General features: G+C 61.5%; 10 protein-coding genes, 1 other RNA gene and 5 pseudogenes. 12 read left to right on the forward strand and 4 right to left on the reverse strand.

The genetic code is table 11. The features are described from left to right. The first annotated feature begins 29 nt into the window (after positions 1–29). The 4 genes and pseudogenes from ffs (at position 30) to ACW4PC_RS14985 (ending at position 3,040) form a co-directional block, all read left to right on the forward strand. Positions 30–126, forward strand: an RNA gene (ffs, locus tag ACW4PC_RS14970) — signal recognition particle sRNA small type. A 46-nt stretch (positions 127–172) separates the two neighbouring features. After that, positions 173–2,051: pseudogene (locus tag ACW4PC_RS14975) on the forward strand (DNA polymerase III subunit gamma/tau). Between the two features lie 21 nt (positions 2,052–2,072). After that, the gene (locus ACW4PC_RS14980) at positions 2,073–2,396 is read left to right on the forward strand and encodes a YbaB/EbfC family nucleoid-associated protein (RefSeq protein ID WP_022713223.1); all 324 of its coding nucleotides are present in this window, start codon (positions 2,073–2,075) and stop codon (positions 2,394–2,396) included. A gap of 32 nt (positions 2,397–2,428) precedes the next feature. Further along, positions 2,429–3,040, forward strand: a complete 612-nt coding sequence (locus ACW4PC_RS14985; RefSeq protein WP_455874298.1) for a LysE family translocator — start codon at positions 2,429–2,431, stop codon at positions 3,038–3,040. 1 nt (position 3,041) lies between these two features. Here ACW4PC_RS14985 and ACW4PC_RS14990 read toward each other — a convergent pair whose 3' ends face one another. Together ACW4PC_RS14990 and ACW4PC_RS14995 are read right to left on the reverse strand one after the other, a co-directional pair. Continuing rightward, positions 3,042–3,290 carry a hypothetical protein gene (locus tag ACW4PC_RS14990; RefSeq protein ID WP_455874299.1) on the reverse strand — a complete coding sequence of 83 codons (249 nt, stop codon included), beginning with the start codon at positions 3,288–3,290 and terminating at the stop codon, positions 3,042–3,044. A 47-nt stretch (positions 3,291–3,337) separates the two neighbouring features. After that, the gene (locus tag ACW4PC_RS14995) at positions 3,338–3,961 is read right to left on the reverse strand and encodes an MOSC domain-containing protein (protein WP_455875025.1); all 624 of its coding nucleotides are present in this window, start codon (positions 3,959–3,961) and stop codon (positions 3,338–3,340) included. Between the two features lie 65 nt (positions 3,962–4,026). Here ACW4PC_RS14995 and recR point away from each other — a divergent pair, with 65 nt between their 5' ends. Together recR and ACW4PC_RS15005 are read left to right on the forward strand one after the other, a co-directional pair. Beyond that, positions 4,027–4,632, forward strand: a complete 606-nt coding sequence (recR, locus tag ACW4PC_RS15000; protein WP_039843500.1) for a recombination mediator RecR — start codon at positions 4,027–4,029, stop codon at positions 4,630–4,632. Between the two features lie 120 nt (positions 4,633–4,752). Further along, a pseudogene (locus ACW4PC_RS15005) lies at positions 4,753–6,019 on the forward strand (lytic murein transglycosylase). Positions 6,020–6,024: 5 nt separating this feature from the next. Here the strand turns inward: ACW4PC_RS15005 and ACW4PC_RS15010 are convergent. Next, positions 6,025–6,480 (reverse strand): GNAT family N-acetyltransferase, encoded by a 456-nt coding sequence (locus ACW4PC_RS15010; RefSeq protein ID WP_455875026.1) that lies wholly within the window; start codon positions 6,478–6,480, stop codon positions 6,025–6,027. A gap of 12 nt (positions 6,481–6,492) precedes the next feature. After that, positions 6,493–8,124: an MFS transporter gene (locus ACW4PC_RS15015; RefSeq protein WP_455874300.1), complete on the reverse strand. Its 1,632-nt coding sequence runs from the start codon at positions 8,122–8,124 to the stop codon at positions 6,493–6,495. A gap of 234 nt (positions 8,125–8,358) precedes the next feature. On the opposite strand from ACW4PC_RS15015, the gene rimP reads away from it, so the two are divergent. From rimP to truB, 6 genes and pseudogenes are all read left to right on the forward strand, one after another. Then, the gene (gene rimP, locus ACW4PC_RS15020; protein ID WP_455874301.1) at positions 8,359–8,964 is read left to right on the forward strand and encodes a ribosome maturation factor RimP; all 606 of its coding nucleotides are present in this window, start codon (positions 8,359–8,361) and stop codon (positions 8,962–8,964) included. A gap of 59 nt (positions 8,965–9,023) precedes the next feature. Then, entirely contained in the window at positions 9,024–10,628 is a 1,605-nt protein-coding gene (gene nusA, locus ACW4PC_RS15025) for a transcription termination factor NusA (protein WP_455874302.1), read from the forward strand. After that, positions 10,625–11,315: pseudogene (locus tag ACW4PC_RS15030) on the forward strand (RNA-binding protein). Before nusA ends, ACW4PC_RS15030 begins: the two are co-directional and overlap by 4 nt. Positions 11,316–11,414: 99 nt before the next feature. Beyond that, on the forward strand, positions 11,415–14,039 hold the full coding sequence (infB, locus tag ACW4PC_RS15035; RefSeq protein ID WP_455874303.1) for a translation initiation factor IF-2: 2,625 nt from the start codon (positions 11,415–11,417) through the stop codon (positions 14,037–14,039). A gap of 188 nt (positions 14,040–14,227) precedes the next feature. Continuing rightward, positions 14,228–14,661 (forward strand): annotated as a pseudogene (rbfA, locus tag ACW4PC_RS15040) (30S ribosome-binding factor RbfA). Then, positions 14,661–15,599, forward strand: a pseudogene (truB, locus tag ACW4PC_RS15045) (tRNA pseudouridine(55) synthase TruB); the annotation flags it as partial. The pseudogenes rbfA and truB, both read left to right, overlap by 1 nt. Between the last annotated feature and the right edge of the window lie 106 nt (positions 15,600–15,705).

The raw sequence follows: 15,705 nt of genomic DNA on the forward strand, positions 1-15,705 counted from the left end.
GATGGCGATATTGCCGATATGTGCATCCGGGAGGTTGGTGGTGGACGAGCCACTCGCCAACCGGGTCAGGTCCGGAAGGAAGCAGCCCTAACGAGCCCGGCACGGGTCATCGTGCCAGCCTCCCACCCTTCTCTCTTCCAAATGCCCGGCGTTCCGGGCGATAAGCAGGGCGATGAGCGACACCGAGCGACAGTCACAAGATGCCGCCTCGACGGGCACCGGGTACCGGGTGCTGGCACGCAAATACCGCCCCAAGGATTTCACGGACCTCATGGTCGGCCAGGAGCCGATGGTCCGCACGCTGACCAACGCCTTCGAGACCGGCCGCATTGCGCAAGCCTACATGCTGACCGGCGTCCGTGGCGTCGGCAAGACGACGACAGCCCGTATTCTGGCGCGCGCGCTGAACTACAAGACGCCCGAGATCGACAAGCCGACGATCGATCTGCGCGTGCCGGGCGAGCATTGCCAGGCGATCATGGAAGGCCGCCATGTCGACGTGATCGAGATGGACGCCGCCTCCCATACCGGTATCGACGATATCCGTGAAATCATCGAGCAGGTACGCTATCGGCCGGTGTCTGCGCGCTACAAGGTTTATATCATCGACGAAGTACACATGCTTTCGACACAGGCCTTCAACGGCTTGCTGAAGACGCTCGAAGAGCCGCCGGCAGCACGTGAAGTTCATTTTTGCGACCACCGAAATCCGCAAGGTTCCGATTACCGTTCTCTCGCGCTGCCAGCGCTTCGATCTCCGCCGCATCAGCGCGGCGGATCTCGTCGGCTTGTTTACAACCATCGCAGCGAAGGAAGGCATCGATGCGGAGCCGGATGCGCTGGCGATGATCGCGCGCGCCGCCGAAGGCTCGGCACGTGACGGCCTTTCGCTGCTTGACCAGGCAATCGCCCATGGTAGCGGTATAGTCCAGGCGGAAGCGGTGCGCGGCATGCTGGGCCTTGCCGATCGTGCTCGCATCGTCGATCTCTTCGAGCATGTTGCCAGAGGCGATGTCGCCGCAGCGCTTGCCGAATTTCAGGCGCAGTACGAGGCGGGCGCAAATCCCGTCGTCGTGTTGACCGACCTTGCCGATTTCACCCATCTCGTTACCCGGCTGAAATATGTGCCGGACGCCGCTAACGACCCGTCGCTCAGCGAAGTCGAGCGAACCAGGGCTTCAGAGTTCGCTCAAGGGATTGCGGTAACGACGCTGTCGCGGATCTGGCAGATGTTGTTGAAGGGCATTCCGGAAACCGAAAGCTCTTCGCGCACGGCCGGTGCGGCGGAAATGGTGCTGATACGGCTGGCACATGCGGCGCATCTGCCGTCGCCCGAAGATGCCGCGCGTCGCCTTGCCGAGCTCTCCGAAAACGGCAGTGGTTCGCGTCCCTCGCCTACGCCGTCGGGTAACGGTAGCGGCAATGGTGTCCGTGTACCCTATCAGTCGGCGGTAGCCGTACGCGCGACGGAGAGCACGCCGAGGCCGCAGCCTTCAGGGGGACCGGCCATGTTGCGTGCCGTACCCGATCCCGATCCGCAGCTGATGCAGACGGCAGGCCGCGTCGAGACGAAGCCAGCGGAAGCGCCCAAGCCGCTCGTTCATGTCAATTCGATCGCCGATATCGTTAATCTCGCTGCGGAAAAGCGCGACGCGAAGCTGAAAGCACTCGTGCGCAATTTCGTGCGGCCCGTGAAGATCGAGACCGGCCGTCTCGACGTTAACCTTACCGACGGGGCGCCGGCGACACTGCTCAACGAGCTTGCCGTCAAGTTGAAGGAATGGACCGGCATACACTGGATCGTCAGCCTCAGCCGCGAGGCCGGCGACCCGACGATGGTCGAGGCAGAAGCCAAGGCCAAGGAGCAGCAGGTGAGCGACGCCCGGCAGGATCCGGATGTGGCGGCAATCCTGGCGCAGTTCCCGGGCGCAAAGATCATCGACGTCCGGGTAAGGGCACCCGAACCGGAGGAGGAAGGCGAGGCGAAACCGCCTGCAGTCGCTGAATCCGAAGAGGGTGACATTCTGCCCGGCGACGACATAGAATTCTGATGTTGAAGAAGGAACCAGACGATGCGCGACCTCATGGGCATGATGGGCAAAGTCAAGGAAATGCAGGCCAAGATGGAGCAGATGCAGGCGGAAATAGCCGAGCTCCAGGCTGAAGGAAAGGCGGGCGGCGGTCTCGTGACCGTTGTCATGAGCGGCAAGGGCGAACTGAAGAGCCTGAAGATCGACCCGTCGCTCTTCAAGGAAGACGATGTCGAGATCCTCGAGGATCTGATCATTGCCGCCCACAAGGATGCCAAGGACAAGGCGGAAGCCGCTGCAGCCGAAAAGACGAAGGCGCTGACCGCCGGCCTGCCAATCCCGCCCGGCTTCAAGATGCCGTTCTGAGCTTTGCAGCGATCTACGCGGGAAGAGCGCCGATGACGCTGACCAGTCTCCTTGTTTTTGCCGGCGCTCTCTTCATGGCCGCCGGTTCGCCGGGGCCGAGCGTTGCGGCGCTTGTTGCCCGCGTATTGTCGAAGGGCGCCCGTGATGTTCTGCCATTCCTCGCCGCCATGTGGATCGGCGAGGCGATCTGGCTGACCTGTGCGGTGGCTGGCCTTGCCGCCGTTGCCGAAACCTTCCATTTGGCCTTTGTCGCCATCAAGTGGCTCGGTGTCTGCTATCTGCTCTATCTCGCCTGGAAGATGTGGTTCGCCTCGCATGATGCGAACGAGGAAAAGCTGCCTGAAGCGCAATCTGCTGCAAAGCTCTTCTTTGCGGGCATGACGGTGACGCTCGGCAATCCGAAGATCATGATGTTCTACGTCGCCCTGCTGCCTTCGATCATCGATATCCAGTCGGTGTCGATTTTTGGCTGGACAGAACTCGTCGCGACCATGTTCGTCGTCCTGATTCTGATCGACGTCAGCTGGGCACTGCTTGCCGCAAAAGCCCGCGGCTTCCTGAAGAGCCGCCGTGCGATCAGGATCGCAAACCGCGCCAGCGCCGGAACCATGGCCGGTGCCGCCGTCGCGATCGCGATGCGCTGAGTCACGTCTGTGCGAAAATCCAGAACATAGCCTTCGTCAAACAAGTAGCGGACTGTCGAATCCGGTCGCAACACGTCGCGACCAACGGCTTTGGCGGTTCGCCGCGCAGCACGAGCGAAGTCGTGACCGCGCCGTGGCGCGCAATGGTGTCGACAATGGTTTCAAGTTCCAACGGCGAGAGATCGAAGCAATCCTCTCCTGTCAGCCGCAGTATCTCAATCACCAGCGGCATCTCGGAAAATTGCTTCAAGTCGGGGCGTACGTGCTCGTGCGTGGTTCACAGCCTGATGACCGCCATCATTGCAAGTCCGAGAGCTGCGCTTCCAGAAGGTGGCGCAGCTTGTAGTGGATGGGCGCGGCGAGATACCGCGCACGGTCCTCGGCGGAGAGCAACTTGCCGAATGTTGCGAGCATCTCGGGCATCGTCACCTTCTGACCTCCGTAAGGCACGTATTCGACGGGCATTCCGGCCTCCGCCACCCCACCAGTGATAACCCGGCAATAAATTCCGGGGCGGCAAGCCTTGGTGTAGCGCTTCACGAATTTCGGATCGGCCATCTTGGCGGCGAAGGTCGCGCACGGGATTCGCGCCGACGTCGCCTCGAGAACGAGCTCGCCCGTTATCAACCGATCGCCAACTGAAACTGCGCGGTTGTCGAGGCCATCGATCACAAGATTTTCGCCGAACGTGCCGGGCTCGATCGGGCGCCCGAGCTCTCCCGCCCACCAGTCGAGTGTCAGCGATCCTTCGAGATAGACGGCCTGATCGACACCGCCGTGATGCTCGCGGTTGCAAATGGCGTCGCCGACGAGACCTTCGGAGTCGATGATCACGGCGCCGTTGATGGCATGCTTGTAGATACCCGTCTTGTATTTCTTGCCGGGCAGCCGCTCGGGATTGGCGGTGCAGACGGCACGTATTTTTCATCATATGGTCGTTTCTTTCCGCGATTCCGTTTTGGCAACATATGGGCTAAGAACGGCACATGACAAAGCGAGTCACCGGCCCCGAAATCGAAAAACTCATCCAGCTTCTGGCGAAGGTGCCGGGCCTCGGGCCTCGCTCGGCCCGGCGCGCGGCGCTGCACCTGATCAAGAAGAAGGACCAACTGCTCGGACCGTTGTCGACCGCGATGGGTGAGGCCTATGACAAGGTGAAGGTCTGCTCGCGCTGCGGCAATGTCGATACCGTCGATCCCTGCACCGTTTGCACCGACGAGCGCCGCGACCACTCCGTCATCATCGTTGTTGAGGATGTTTCCGACCTCTGGGCATTGGAACGCGCCGCAGCGATGAACGCAGCATATCATGTACTCGGCGGCACGCTTTCGCCGCTCGATGGCATCGGGCCGGATGACCTGAACATTCGCGGGCTGATCGATCGCATCGGGGAAGGCGGTATTCGCGAACTCATCATCGCCGTTAACGCGACTGTCGAGGGCCAAACCACAGCGCACTATATAACGGACCAGCTGACGGGATTGGACGTGAAGATCACGCGGTTGGCGCATGGCGTGCCGGTCGGCGGTGAACTCGACTACCTCGACGAAGGCACACTGGCTGCCGCCTTGAGGGCAAGGACTGCGATCTGAGGAGGCAAAATGCGAGACGACATCCCCCTCTACCACTTTGTGACATCCCCCCAACGAAGGGTGAGATCAGATGGAGCTCGGCGAGGGCGCTTCCTGCCGATCTCCCCCATTGTCGGAGAGATGCCCAGCAGGGCGGAGTGGGGCAGCATTTGCCGTTTGGCGATTGCTTTGGCATGTTTTTTCGCTCTCCTCCCTCTTCCTGCGCTTGCCCAAAACAGGCCGGCGGTGGAAAGACAATTCCAGCAATGGATCATCAGCGATCTTGGCCCTGATGCGAAGACGGCCGGCATTTCAGAAAAGACGCTGCAGGCCGCATTCAAGGGTATCGCGCTCAACTGGAGTCTTCCCGATCTTGCGCCTCCCGGATTCCCACCGGCGAAAGAGCGCAAGCAGACGCAGGCGGAGTTTTCTTCGCCCGGTCCGTATTTCAACGAGGACCGGCTGGAGAAGCTGGCGGCAACCGGACGCGGTTTTGCCTCGCAATACGCCTCGACGCTGAAGCGCATCGAAAAGACCTATGGCGTGCCGGGCTCGATCGTCCTGGCGATCTGGGGCCGGGAGACGGGCTTCGGCGCGGCGAAGATCCCGAATTCGGCGATCGAGGTGCTGGCGACCAAGGCCTTCATGTCGACTCGCAAGGAAATGTTCCGGGTCGAGCTGATCGCGGCGCTCCACATTCTCGATGGCGGTGACGTGACGCCGGCCGGCTTCAGGAGCTCGTGGGCCGGAGCGCTCGGCCAGCCGGCAATTCATGCCGACCAGCTATTTGAAATATGCGGTCGACTTCGATGGTGACGGGCACCGCAATATCTGGACGTCCGTACCGGATACACTGGCATCCATAGCCAACTATCTTGTTAAGAAAGGCTGGCAGCGAAATCGTGACTGGGGCTTCGAGGTGACGATCCCGGCGGCGGTTTCTTGCGCACAGGAGGGACCGGATATCGCACAGCCGCTTTCGCACTGGGCTTCGCTCGGCATCAATCGCAAGTCCGGCAAGGGCTTTCCATCCGGCGAAATGAAGGCTGCGGGTATGATGCTTGTGCCGGCGGGCCGGGATGGGCCGGAATTCATCGTCACGCCGAACTTCTACATCATCAAGGAATACAACAACTCCGATCTCTACGCGCTCTATATCGGCAACCTTGCCGACCGGATCGCTTATGGCTCCGGCGCCTTTCAGGGTGCTTGGGGCGATGTCGGCAAAATGCTGCGATCCGATGTGGCGGCAATGCAAAAAGCACTGGAGCGCCAAGGCTACGACGTCGGCGGATCGGACGGCTTGCCGGGCTACAAGACCCGCCGTTCGATCGGACAGTGGCAGGAAAAGAACGGTATGCAACCGACCTGTTTTCCCGATGCTTCGATGAAGGGCAGGCTGAAGTAACCGTCCTATAGGCTCCGCTTCAGACCTTCATGGCTCGCAGTAAAGCCGAGCTTTTCATAGAAGCGGATGGAATCCGCCCGGGATTTGTCCGAGGTGAGCTGCACGAGCTTGCAGCCGCGCGCACGGCATGTCTCTACCGCCCATTCGATGAATTCGGTTCCCAGCCCGCTGCCGCGCGCTTCCCTTGCAATCCTTACGCTCTCGATCTGCCCGCGCCACGTGCCGGTGCGCGACAGTCCGGGAATGAACGAGAGCTGCAAACAGCCGACGACGTGATGCTTTTGATCCACGGCAACCGCCAGCAGTTGGTTTTTATCAGCGTCGATTGCGGCAAAGGCTGTCTGATAGCGCCCATCGACGGGATTGGCGACGACCTCTCTGCCTTGGCCGATATCGTCGTCGGCAAGCAGCCGGATGATGTCGATAAGGTCGGTTTCGCGGGCTTTTCGGAATGCGTGGATCATCGCATTGCCTCAGTGGTGAAGATCGATCGGCGCCTTGTGAAACACATCGTCGGATGGCGGGATGGTCTGCCGCTCAATCATGCGGTGAACATGCGGCGCTTCCGTGCCGCGGTGGAGGGCGCGCAGGCGATCGGCGTTTTCCGCATCGGCCTGCGTGCGGCGCTGGTTGTGGCGGATGTACTCCACCCAGGTCGGCGTGTGATAGGTTTCGGTCCAGGTGCCGGGATTTTCGAGGTCGCGCATCAGTGCCCAGTTGCGTGCGCCGTCGCGGATGCGGATGCGCCGCCGTTCACCCATCAGCGTCAGGAATTCGGGCAGGTCGCTATCGCCGATCTGATAATCGACCTGAATGACGATCGGCCCGCTGCGGGGCGTGATGTCGAGCCCAAGCGCGGGCTCGATGAAGCGGTTGAGGGGGTCAAGATTAAGCGAGGCAAAGGCCGGCATCGAGAAGCGAAAGCCGATAACGATGCCGATCAGCATCACCGCGGCTGAGCCATAAAGCGCATTCGAAACGCCGAAGCGATCGGCGGCCACACCCCAAAGCCAGCTGCCGCCGGCAATGCCGCCGAAGGTGACCGTCTGATAAAGCGACAGCGCCCGGCCGACGACCCAGCGCGGCGTCGAAAGCTGTACGATCGTGTTGAACAGCGAAAGGGCGAGTACCCAGCACGCGCCGGAAACGAGCAGGCCCGCCGAGGTGAGCACGGCAAACGGGCTCGACGCGGCAATCACCATGCTGATGGCAAAACCGGCAAAGGCGTGGCGGATGATGGTCTCGCTGCTGAACATCTCGCGCAGCCGCGCATTGAGCGCCCCGCCGCCGATTGCGCCGATGCCGAAGGAGCCGAGCATGAAGCCGTAGGTCAGTGGCCCGCCGGCGACGAGATGGATTGCGACGATCGGCAGAAGCGCGAGCACCGAGCTCGCGCCCACGCCGAAGATCAAGCCGCGGATAAGTACCTTTTCAAGGTTGGGCGACATCGAGACATATCGAAGACCGGCGGAGATCGCACTTCCGAGGCTTTCCCGCGGAAGGCTGGAAGCGGGCAGCGATGGCTTCCAGCGCGTGAGTGCATAGATGAGCGCAAAATAACTGACCGTATTCACCATAAAGGCAGCGGCGGCACCCGCCGTCGCGACAATGACGCCGCCGATGGCGGGGCCGACGCTGCGGGTCATGTTGAAGCCCATACTGTTCAGTGTCACCGCGTTCGGCAGGTCTGCACGCGGCACCATATCGCCGACGGAGGCCTGCCAGGAGGGGTTGTTGAGCGCCGTGCCACAGCCGATCAGGAAGGTGAAGGACAGGAGCAGCCAGGGCGTGATCCAGCCAAGCAGGGCACAGGCGGTGAGGATCGTCGAGACGGCAAGCATGAGGAATTGCGCCGTCAGCATCACCTGCCGCCGGTCGAAATTGTCGGCGAGCGCGCCCGAGATGAGCGAGAACAGCATTATGGGAAGCGCTGTCGAGGTCTGGACCAGCGCCACCATGTCCTCGGAAGCGGTGAGGGTCGTCATCATCCACGCTGCCCCTACCGCCTGGATCAGCCCGCCGAAATTCGAGGCGAGGCTTGCGAACCAGATTGTGCGGTAGGTTTCATGCTTCAGCGGCGCCAGCGTTGATGAATTGGATGGCACGATTCCTCCCGCTTGCTAAATTTCCCTCGGCTCCAATATATGATGAAGCTCGACCGTGGCTAGGCGCGATTGCGCCTCCGCGGCGCATTTGAGTCCAGAGCTTGCAATTTCGTAAAAACAGGCCTATATGCCACTCAAATTCTTGATCGTGCGATGAAGAGTGGGCCGCAAGGACCCGCTCTTTTTTATTAGCGCGATCGTCTAAATGCATGAAAATTGCGAGGAGCGCATCGCTTGTCGGATCCGACGAACGCAGACAATGAACTTGAGCCGCGGTTGATTACCGAAACCGGGCTTGACCAGCGCCTTGCCGACATCATCGAACCCGTGCTCGTCGGCATGGGCTTCCGCCTGACCCGCGTGCGCATGCTCAACCAGAACGGCGCTACGCTGCAGATCATGGCAGAGCGCAACAATGGCACGATGAGCGTCGAAGACTGCGAAGAGGTCTCGATGGCCATTTCTCCGGTTCTTGATGTGGAAGATCCGATCGATCGGGAGTATCATCTGGAGGTGTCTTCGCCCGGTATCGACCGTCCTTTGGTGCGGAAATCCGATTTCACCCGTTGGCAAGGGCACCTTGTGAAGTGCGAAACGTCGATCATGATCGGCAACCGCAAACGCTTTCGCGGAAAGATCATCGAAGCGAACGCGGATGGTTTCACGCTCGAGCGTGACCAGGTTGCCGATGGCGAAGAGCAGAAGGTCACCATTCCCTTCACGGCGCTCAGCGATGCGAAGCTCATTCTGACCGACGATTTGATTCGCGATGCGCTGCGCGCCGATAAGGCCGCGAAAGCGCAGGCAGCGAACCAGAACGAGGCGGACGGCGAAGAATAACCGATCAACTACGGCTCCAGGGACGGGAACCCGCAAGGCCAAGACGGAGAGATAAGACAATGGCAGTTAGTGCGAACCGGCTCGAACTTCTGCAGATCGCAGATGCAGTGGCGCGCGAAAAGGTCATCGACCGTGAAATCGTGCTTGCCGCGATGGCGGATGCGATCCAGAAGGCGGCGCGCTCCCGTTACGGCACGGAATTGAACATCCGCGCCGATATCAATCCGAAGACCGGCGAAATTCGCCTGCAGCGCCTGCTCGAAGTCGTCGAGAAGGCAGAAGACTACTCCACGCAGATCCCGTTGGAGCTGGCCCGCGACCGCAACCCCGACGCAGCGCTTGGCGACTTCATCGCTGATCCGCTGCCGCCGATGGATTTCGGCCGTATTGCCGCCCAGTCGGCCAAGCAGGTCATCGTCCAGAAGGTTCGCGAAGCCGAGCGTGACCGGCAGTTCGACGAATTCAAGGATCGCGTCGGCGAAATCGTCAACGGTACCGTCAAGCGCGTCGAATATGGCAACGTCATCGTCGATCTCGGCCGTGGCGAAGGTATCATCCGCCGTGACGAAATGATCCCGCGCGAAAACGTCCGCTACGGCGACCGCGTTCGCGCATATGTCTATGACGTCCGCCGCGAACAGCGCGGTCCGCAGATTTTCCTGTCGCGTACGCATCCGCAGTTCATGGTCAAGCTCTTCACCATGGAAGTGCCGGAAATCTACGACGGCATCATCCAGGTCCGCTCGGTCGCCCGTGACCCGGGTTCGCGTGCCAAGATCGCTGTCATCTCGAACGATAGCTCGATCGATCCGGTCGGTGCCTGCGTCGGTATGCGCGGTTCGCGCGTCCAGGCCGTCGTTGGCGAGCTTCAGGGCGAAAAGATCGACATCATTCCCTGGTCGCAGGATCCGGCGACCTTCGTCGTCAACGCGTTGCAGCCGGCTGAAGTCGCCAAGGTCGTTCTCGACGAAGATGCAGAACGCATTGAAGTCGTGGTTCCCGACGAGCAGCTTTCGCTGGCGATCGGCCGTCGCGGTCAGAACGTGCGCCTCGCGTCGCAGCTGACCGGCTGGGATATCGACATCATGACGGAAGCCGAAGAATCCGAGCGCCGTCAGAAGGAATTCAACGAACGCACCAACCTCTTCATGGATGCGCTCGACGTTGACGAAATGGTCGGCCAGGTTCTGGCTTCCGAAGGCTTTGCCGCCGTTGAAGAACTCGCCGATGTCGACCTCGACGAAATTTCGTCGATCGACGGCTTCGATGAAGAGACGGCGCAGGAAATCCAGCAGCGTGCTCGCGAATATCTCGAGAAGCTCGAAGCGGAGATGGACGAGAAGCGCAAGGCGCTCGGCGTTTCCGACGAACTGCGTCAGATCGACGGTATGACCGCCCAGATGATGGTTGCGCTTGGCGAAGACGGCATCAAGTCGCTGGAAGATTTCGCGGGCTGCGCGGCGGACGATCTCGTCGGCTGGACAGAGCGCAAGAACGGCGAAACCAAGAAGTTCGAAGGCCTCTTCTCGAAGTTTGACGTTTCACGAGTCGAGGCCGAGCAGATGGTCGTCCAGGCACGCCTTGCTGCCGGCTGGATCACCGAGGAGGATCTTGCCAAGGACGCTGAAGTTGTCGAAGCCGACGCTGCCGAGCAGGAAGCATAATGGTCGCGGAGGTGCACGCTTCTCCTGAGGATGATGATCTTGCAGGTTATGACGTGAACAGCCGCATGTGTATCGTGACGCGTGAAAGCGGATCGCCGGATGAGTTGATCCGCTTCGTTGCAGCGCCCGACGGGACGGTGATCGCCGATCTGAAGCGTCAGCTTCCGGGACGCGGCTGCTGGGTCAAGCTTGATCGCGCGTTGGTCGACAAGGCGGTGGCGAAGAAGTCTTTCGCCCGCGCATTGAAGGCCGATGTGAAGGCAGCAGCCGATCTCGGTGAAACCGTCGACCGGCTGCTCGCACAGCAGCTGATGCAGATGATGAACATGGCGCGCAAGGCGGGCCAGTTCGTCAGTGGCTCCTCGAAAGTGGATGCCGCAGTCAGAAGCGGAGCAGCACTCGCCGTGTTCCATTCGACGGATGCCGCGGACGATGGCGTGAGAAAAATCGACCAGGCTCGCAAGGCCTGGCACCTCGGAATGGAAACCGAGGAGAAAATACCTTCTTTCCGTCTCTTCTCGGAGAGCGAAATGGAAGGCGTGATGGGCCAAGAATGCTTTTATCCATGCCGCAGTGCTTGCAGGGCAGGCAGGTGAGGGTGTAGTGAAGCGCGCAAAGATGCTCGAAAAGTACCGCAGTGGCGGTCAGTCCCGGGCACCAGGCGGCGCTGGCCAGCAAAAACAATGATGCGGCGACCGGCACCGGCCGGCCCATCATTGATCGAAAAGCATTTGAACGATAGGGTTTGATGACGTCATCGCTCCCTGTCCGAAGGAACGGGAACGAATGACAGATAGCAATGACGACAAGACGCTTGGAGCAAAGAAGACGCTTACCCTGAAGCCATCGGGGATAAGCCAGGGCACCGTGCGCCAGGATATGGGCCGTGGTCGCACCAAGGCGGTCGTTGTCGAGACGCGCAAGCGGCGCCCGATGCGCCCCGAAGACGATCGCCCGACCACGCCGGCTCCAGCGCCCCGCGCGGCAGAACCCGCTCCGGCGGCAACGCAGGCGCCTGCACCTCGCATCCAACAGCCGGGCGGCCAGCCGCCGCGCCCGCAGCAACCGGCTTCGCAGGCTCCTCGCCAGCAGGACCGCCCGCGTCCGGTTGTCCTGAACCATCTTTCGCCTGAGGAAATGGACGCCAGACGGCGCGCGCTAGCGCTGGCCCAGGTCCGTGATGCAGAAGATGCAGTCCGCCGGGCTGAAGAAGAAAAGCGCCGTGCAGCCGAAGAAGCTGCCCGCCGCGAAGCGGAAGCAGCCGAAGCAGCCCGACGTGCAGCCGAAGAGGCCGCCCGTCCTTCTGCGCCGGTCGAGGAGGCTCCTGCGCCCGAAGCAGTTGAGGTCCAGGCGGAGGCTCCGCGCCCGGCGCCGGCCGTGCGCCGTCCCGAGACTCCGGCGCCTACTTCTGCACGTCCGGCTCCAGCTGGGGTTGCACCCGCAGTCCGTGGCCGGCGTCCCGAAGGTGAGGAGGAAGAGCGCGGATCTCCTCGTGGGGCTCCTGCCCGTGGCAGGGTCGTTCGTCCGGAACCGGCAAAGCCGGTGACGACGCGTCCGAAGACCGAAGAGGAGCGCCGCCGCGGCAAGCTGACGATCACGACGGCTAATGTCGATGACGACGGCAATGCGCGCGGCCGTTCGCTTTCCGCTATGCGTCGTCGGCAGGAGAAGTTCCGCCGCAGCCAGATGCAGGAAACGCGCGAGAAGATTTCCCGCGAAGTCATTCTACCGGAAACCATCACCATTCAGGAACTGTCGCAGCGCATGTCCGAACGCGCCGTCGACGTCATCAAGTTCCTGATGAAGGAAGGCCAGATGATGAAGCCAGGCGACGTCATCGACGCCGATCTGGCGGAACTCATCGCTGGCGAATTCGGTCATACCGTCAAGCGTGTTTCTGAATCCGACGTCGAACTTGGCATCTTCAATGTGACGGATGAAGGCGGCGAACAGGTCTCGCGTCCGCCGGTCGTCACCATCATGGGTCACGTCGACCACGGCAAGACCTCGCTGCTCGACGCCATCCGCCATGCGAACGTGGTTGCTGGCGAAGCCGGCGGCATTACGCAGCATATCGGCGCTTATCAGGTGGAACAGAACGGTCAGAAGATCACCTTCATCGACACCCCCGGCCACGCCGCCTTTACGGCAATGCGTGCACGCGGTGCGCAGGCGACTGATATTGCCGTTCTCGTCGTCGCTGCCGACGATAGCGTGATGCCGCAGACGATCGAATCGATCAACCATGCCAAGGCGGCAGGCGTTCCGATCATCGTTGCGATCAACAAGGTCGACAAGCCGACGGCCAATGCCCAGAAGGTTCGCACCGAACTTCTGCAGCACGAGGTCTTCGTCGAGTCCATGGGCGGTGAAGTTCTCGACGTCGAGGTTTCGGCGAAGAACGGCACCAACCTCGACAAGCTGCTTGAGGCGATCCTGCTGCAGTCGGAAATCCTAGATCTGAAGGCCAACCCGGACCGCACCGCGGAAGGCACAGTCATCGAAGCTCAGCTTGATCGCGGTCGCGGTTCCGTTGCGACGGTCCTCGTCCAGAAGGGTACGCTGCGTCCCGGCCAGATTATCGTCGCTGGTGATGTCTGGGGCCGTGTGCGTGCCCTCGTCGATGACAAGGGCAACCATGTCAAGGAAGCGGGGCCGGCCACTCCGGTTGAGGTTCTGGGTCTCCAGGGCACGCCGCAGGCGGGCGACAAGTTCGCCGTTGTCGAAAACGAAGCTCGCGCCCGCGAGATTTCCGAGTACCGTCAGCGTCTTGCCCGCGACAAGGCTGCTGCCCGCCATTCGGGCCAGCGCGGCTCGCTGGAACAGATGATGAGCCAGCTTCAGACGGCTGGCGTCAAGGAGTTCCCGCTCGTCGTCAAGGGCGACGTGCAGGGCTCGATCGAGGCGATCGCCGGTGCGCTCGACAAGCTGGGAACGGACGAAGTTCGCGCTCGCATCGTGCATTCTGGCGGCTGGCGGCATCACCGAGTTGCGATATCTCCCTTGCGGAAGCATCCGGTGCTGCAATCATCGGCTTCAACGTTCGTGCGAATGCGCAGGCGCGTACGCTCGCCGAGCGTCAGGGCATCAGAAATCCGTTACTACAACATCATCTACGATCTCGTGGATGACGTTAAGGCAGCGATGTCCGGCTTGCTCTCTCCGGAGCGGCGCGAAACCTTCCTCGGCAATGCCGAGATCCTCGAGGTGTTCAACATCACGAAGGTCGGAAAGGTCGCGGGTTGCCGCGTTACCGAAGGCAAGGTCGAGCGTGGCGTCGGGCGTCCGCCTCATCCGCGACAACGTCGTCATCCACGAAGGCAAGCTCAAGACGCTCAAGCGCTTCAAGGACGAAGTCTCGGAAGTGCCCGCCGGCCAGGAATGCGGTGTGGCCTTCGAGAACTACGATGATATTCGCGCAGGCGACACGATCGAATGCTTTCCGCGTCGAGCACGTGACCCGCACGCTCTGAGCGGCAGCGAGACTCGGTCATTAGTCGGCGGGTCGCCGGGTCATCAGAGGCCGGCGATCTCGAACCTATATTTGGATATGACAATAATGGCTACGTAACCCGCTTCCACCGGCCCCACTCGAAGGCATGCTGCGCGTCGGCGAGCAGGTGCGTGCGCGCGGTATCACGCAGGTGCTCCAGCGCGGCGATGTGCGCGATGACGCGCTGGAAAATGACCGTCATCGCCGATCTCCGAAGTCCGCATGTCGCCGGACCTGAAGATCGCGACCTGCCTACGTGTCGCCGCTCGGAGCATTTCCGATCAGCGAGGGCGGTCATCGGTGCGCTGAACACGCAACGCAAAGTTCATCCGCGGCCGTGCTCGGCCACGCTAGCTCAGGCAGATGAAATACATGCCGGAGGTCCGTTTCCGCGATCGATACGAGCTTCGACAACTACGCGAAGATCGATGCACTGCTTGCGGACGCCGGAAGTGCCAGCGCGATCCTGCCGACGGCGACGAAGATGATGGTAACGATCCGAATCCGGGGGATGTTCCCGGCCACGATGGTAACGACTGATGGCGCGGCAGCGGAAGCCAAAGGGCCGCCCGGTTTCCGGCTGGCTGATCCTTGACAAGCCCGATGGGCATGCGGTTCGACGGAGGCGGTCTCCAAGATCAAGTGGCTGTTCAAGGCGGAGAAATGCGGGTCATGCCGGCACGCTCGACCCGCTGGCGTCGGGTATGCTGCCGATTGCGCTGGGCGATGCGACGAAGACGGTCCCCTATGTCATGGACGGAACCAAGATCTACCGCATTCACTGTGACCTGGGGGGCGGAGCGCGCAACCGACGACCTGGAAGGCGAGGTGACTCGGCAGCTCCGACACGCGGCCGGACGAGAGGAGCAGATCCGTAAGGCCTTGCTGCCGAAATACACCGGCGTCCTCGACGCAGGTGCCGCCGCAGTTCTCGGCGATCAAGATCGCCGGCGAGCGCGCATATGACCTGGCGCGCGACGGCGAGACGGTCGAGATTCCTTCCCGTGAAGTCGAGATTTTCCGCCTGACGCTGCTTGCCTGCCTGGATGAGAATACTGCGCATTTCGAAGTCGAGTGCGGTAAGGGCACATATGTACGCGCGCTAGCTCGCGACTTCGGCCGCGAGCTCGGCTGCTACGGCCATATTTCCGGGCTACGCCGGACCTTCGTGGCACCTTTTGGCGAAGACGGCGTCGGTGCCGCTCGCAAGCCTCGTCGCGCTTGAGAAACTTGAAGACATGGACGAGCGTCTTGCCGCGCTCGACGCCCTGCTGATCGATACCAGCGAAGCCTTGTCCTCACTGCCACACCTTGCCGTCAACGACGATCAGGCACATCGCCTGAGGATGGGCAATCCCATCTTGGTGCGAGGCCGTGATGCGCCGGTTGCCGAAAGCGAAGCCTATGCGACGGCACGCGGAAAGCTCATCGCGATCGGCGAGATCGGTCAGGGAGAGTTCCGCCCGAAGCGCGTCTTCGTTCGAGTCGCAATGCGTCTTTCCGGGAACGCCACCGCGCCGGAGCTACGGATGGTAATTGTCAATCATCCCCCTCTCTTGAGCTATGTTTCTCCTCCTTGCGGCT

The sequence above is a fragment of the Rhizobium yanglingense genome (assembly GCF_977109285.1).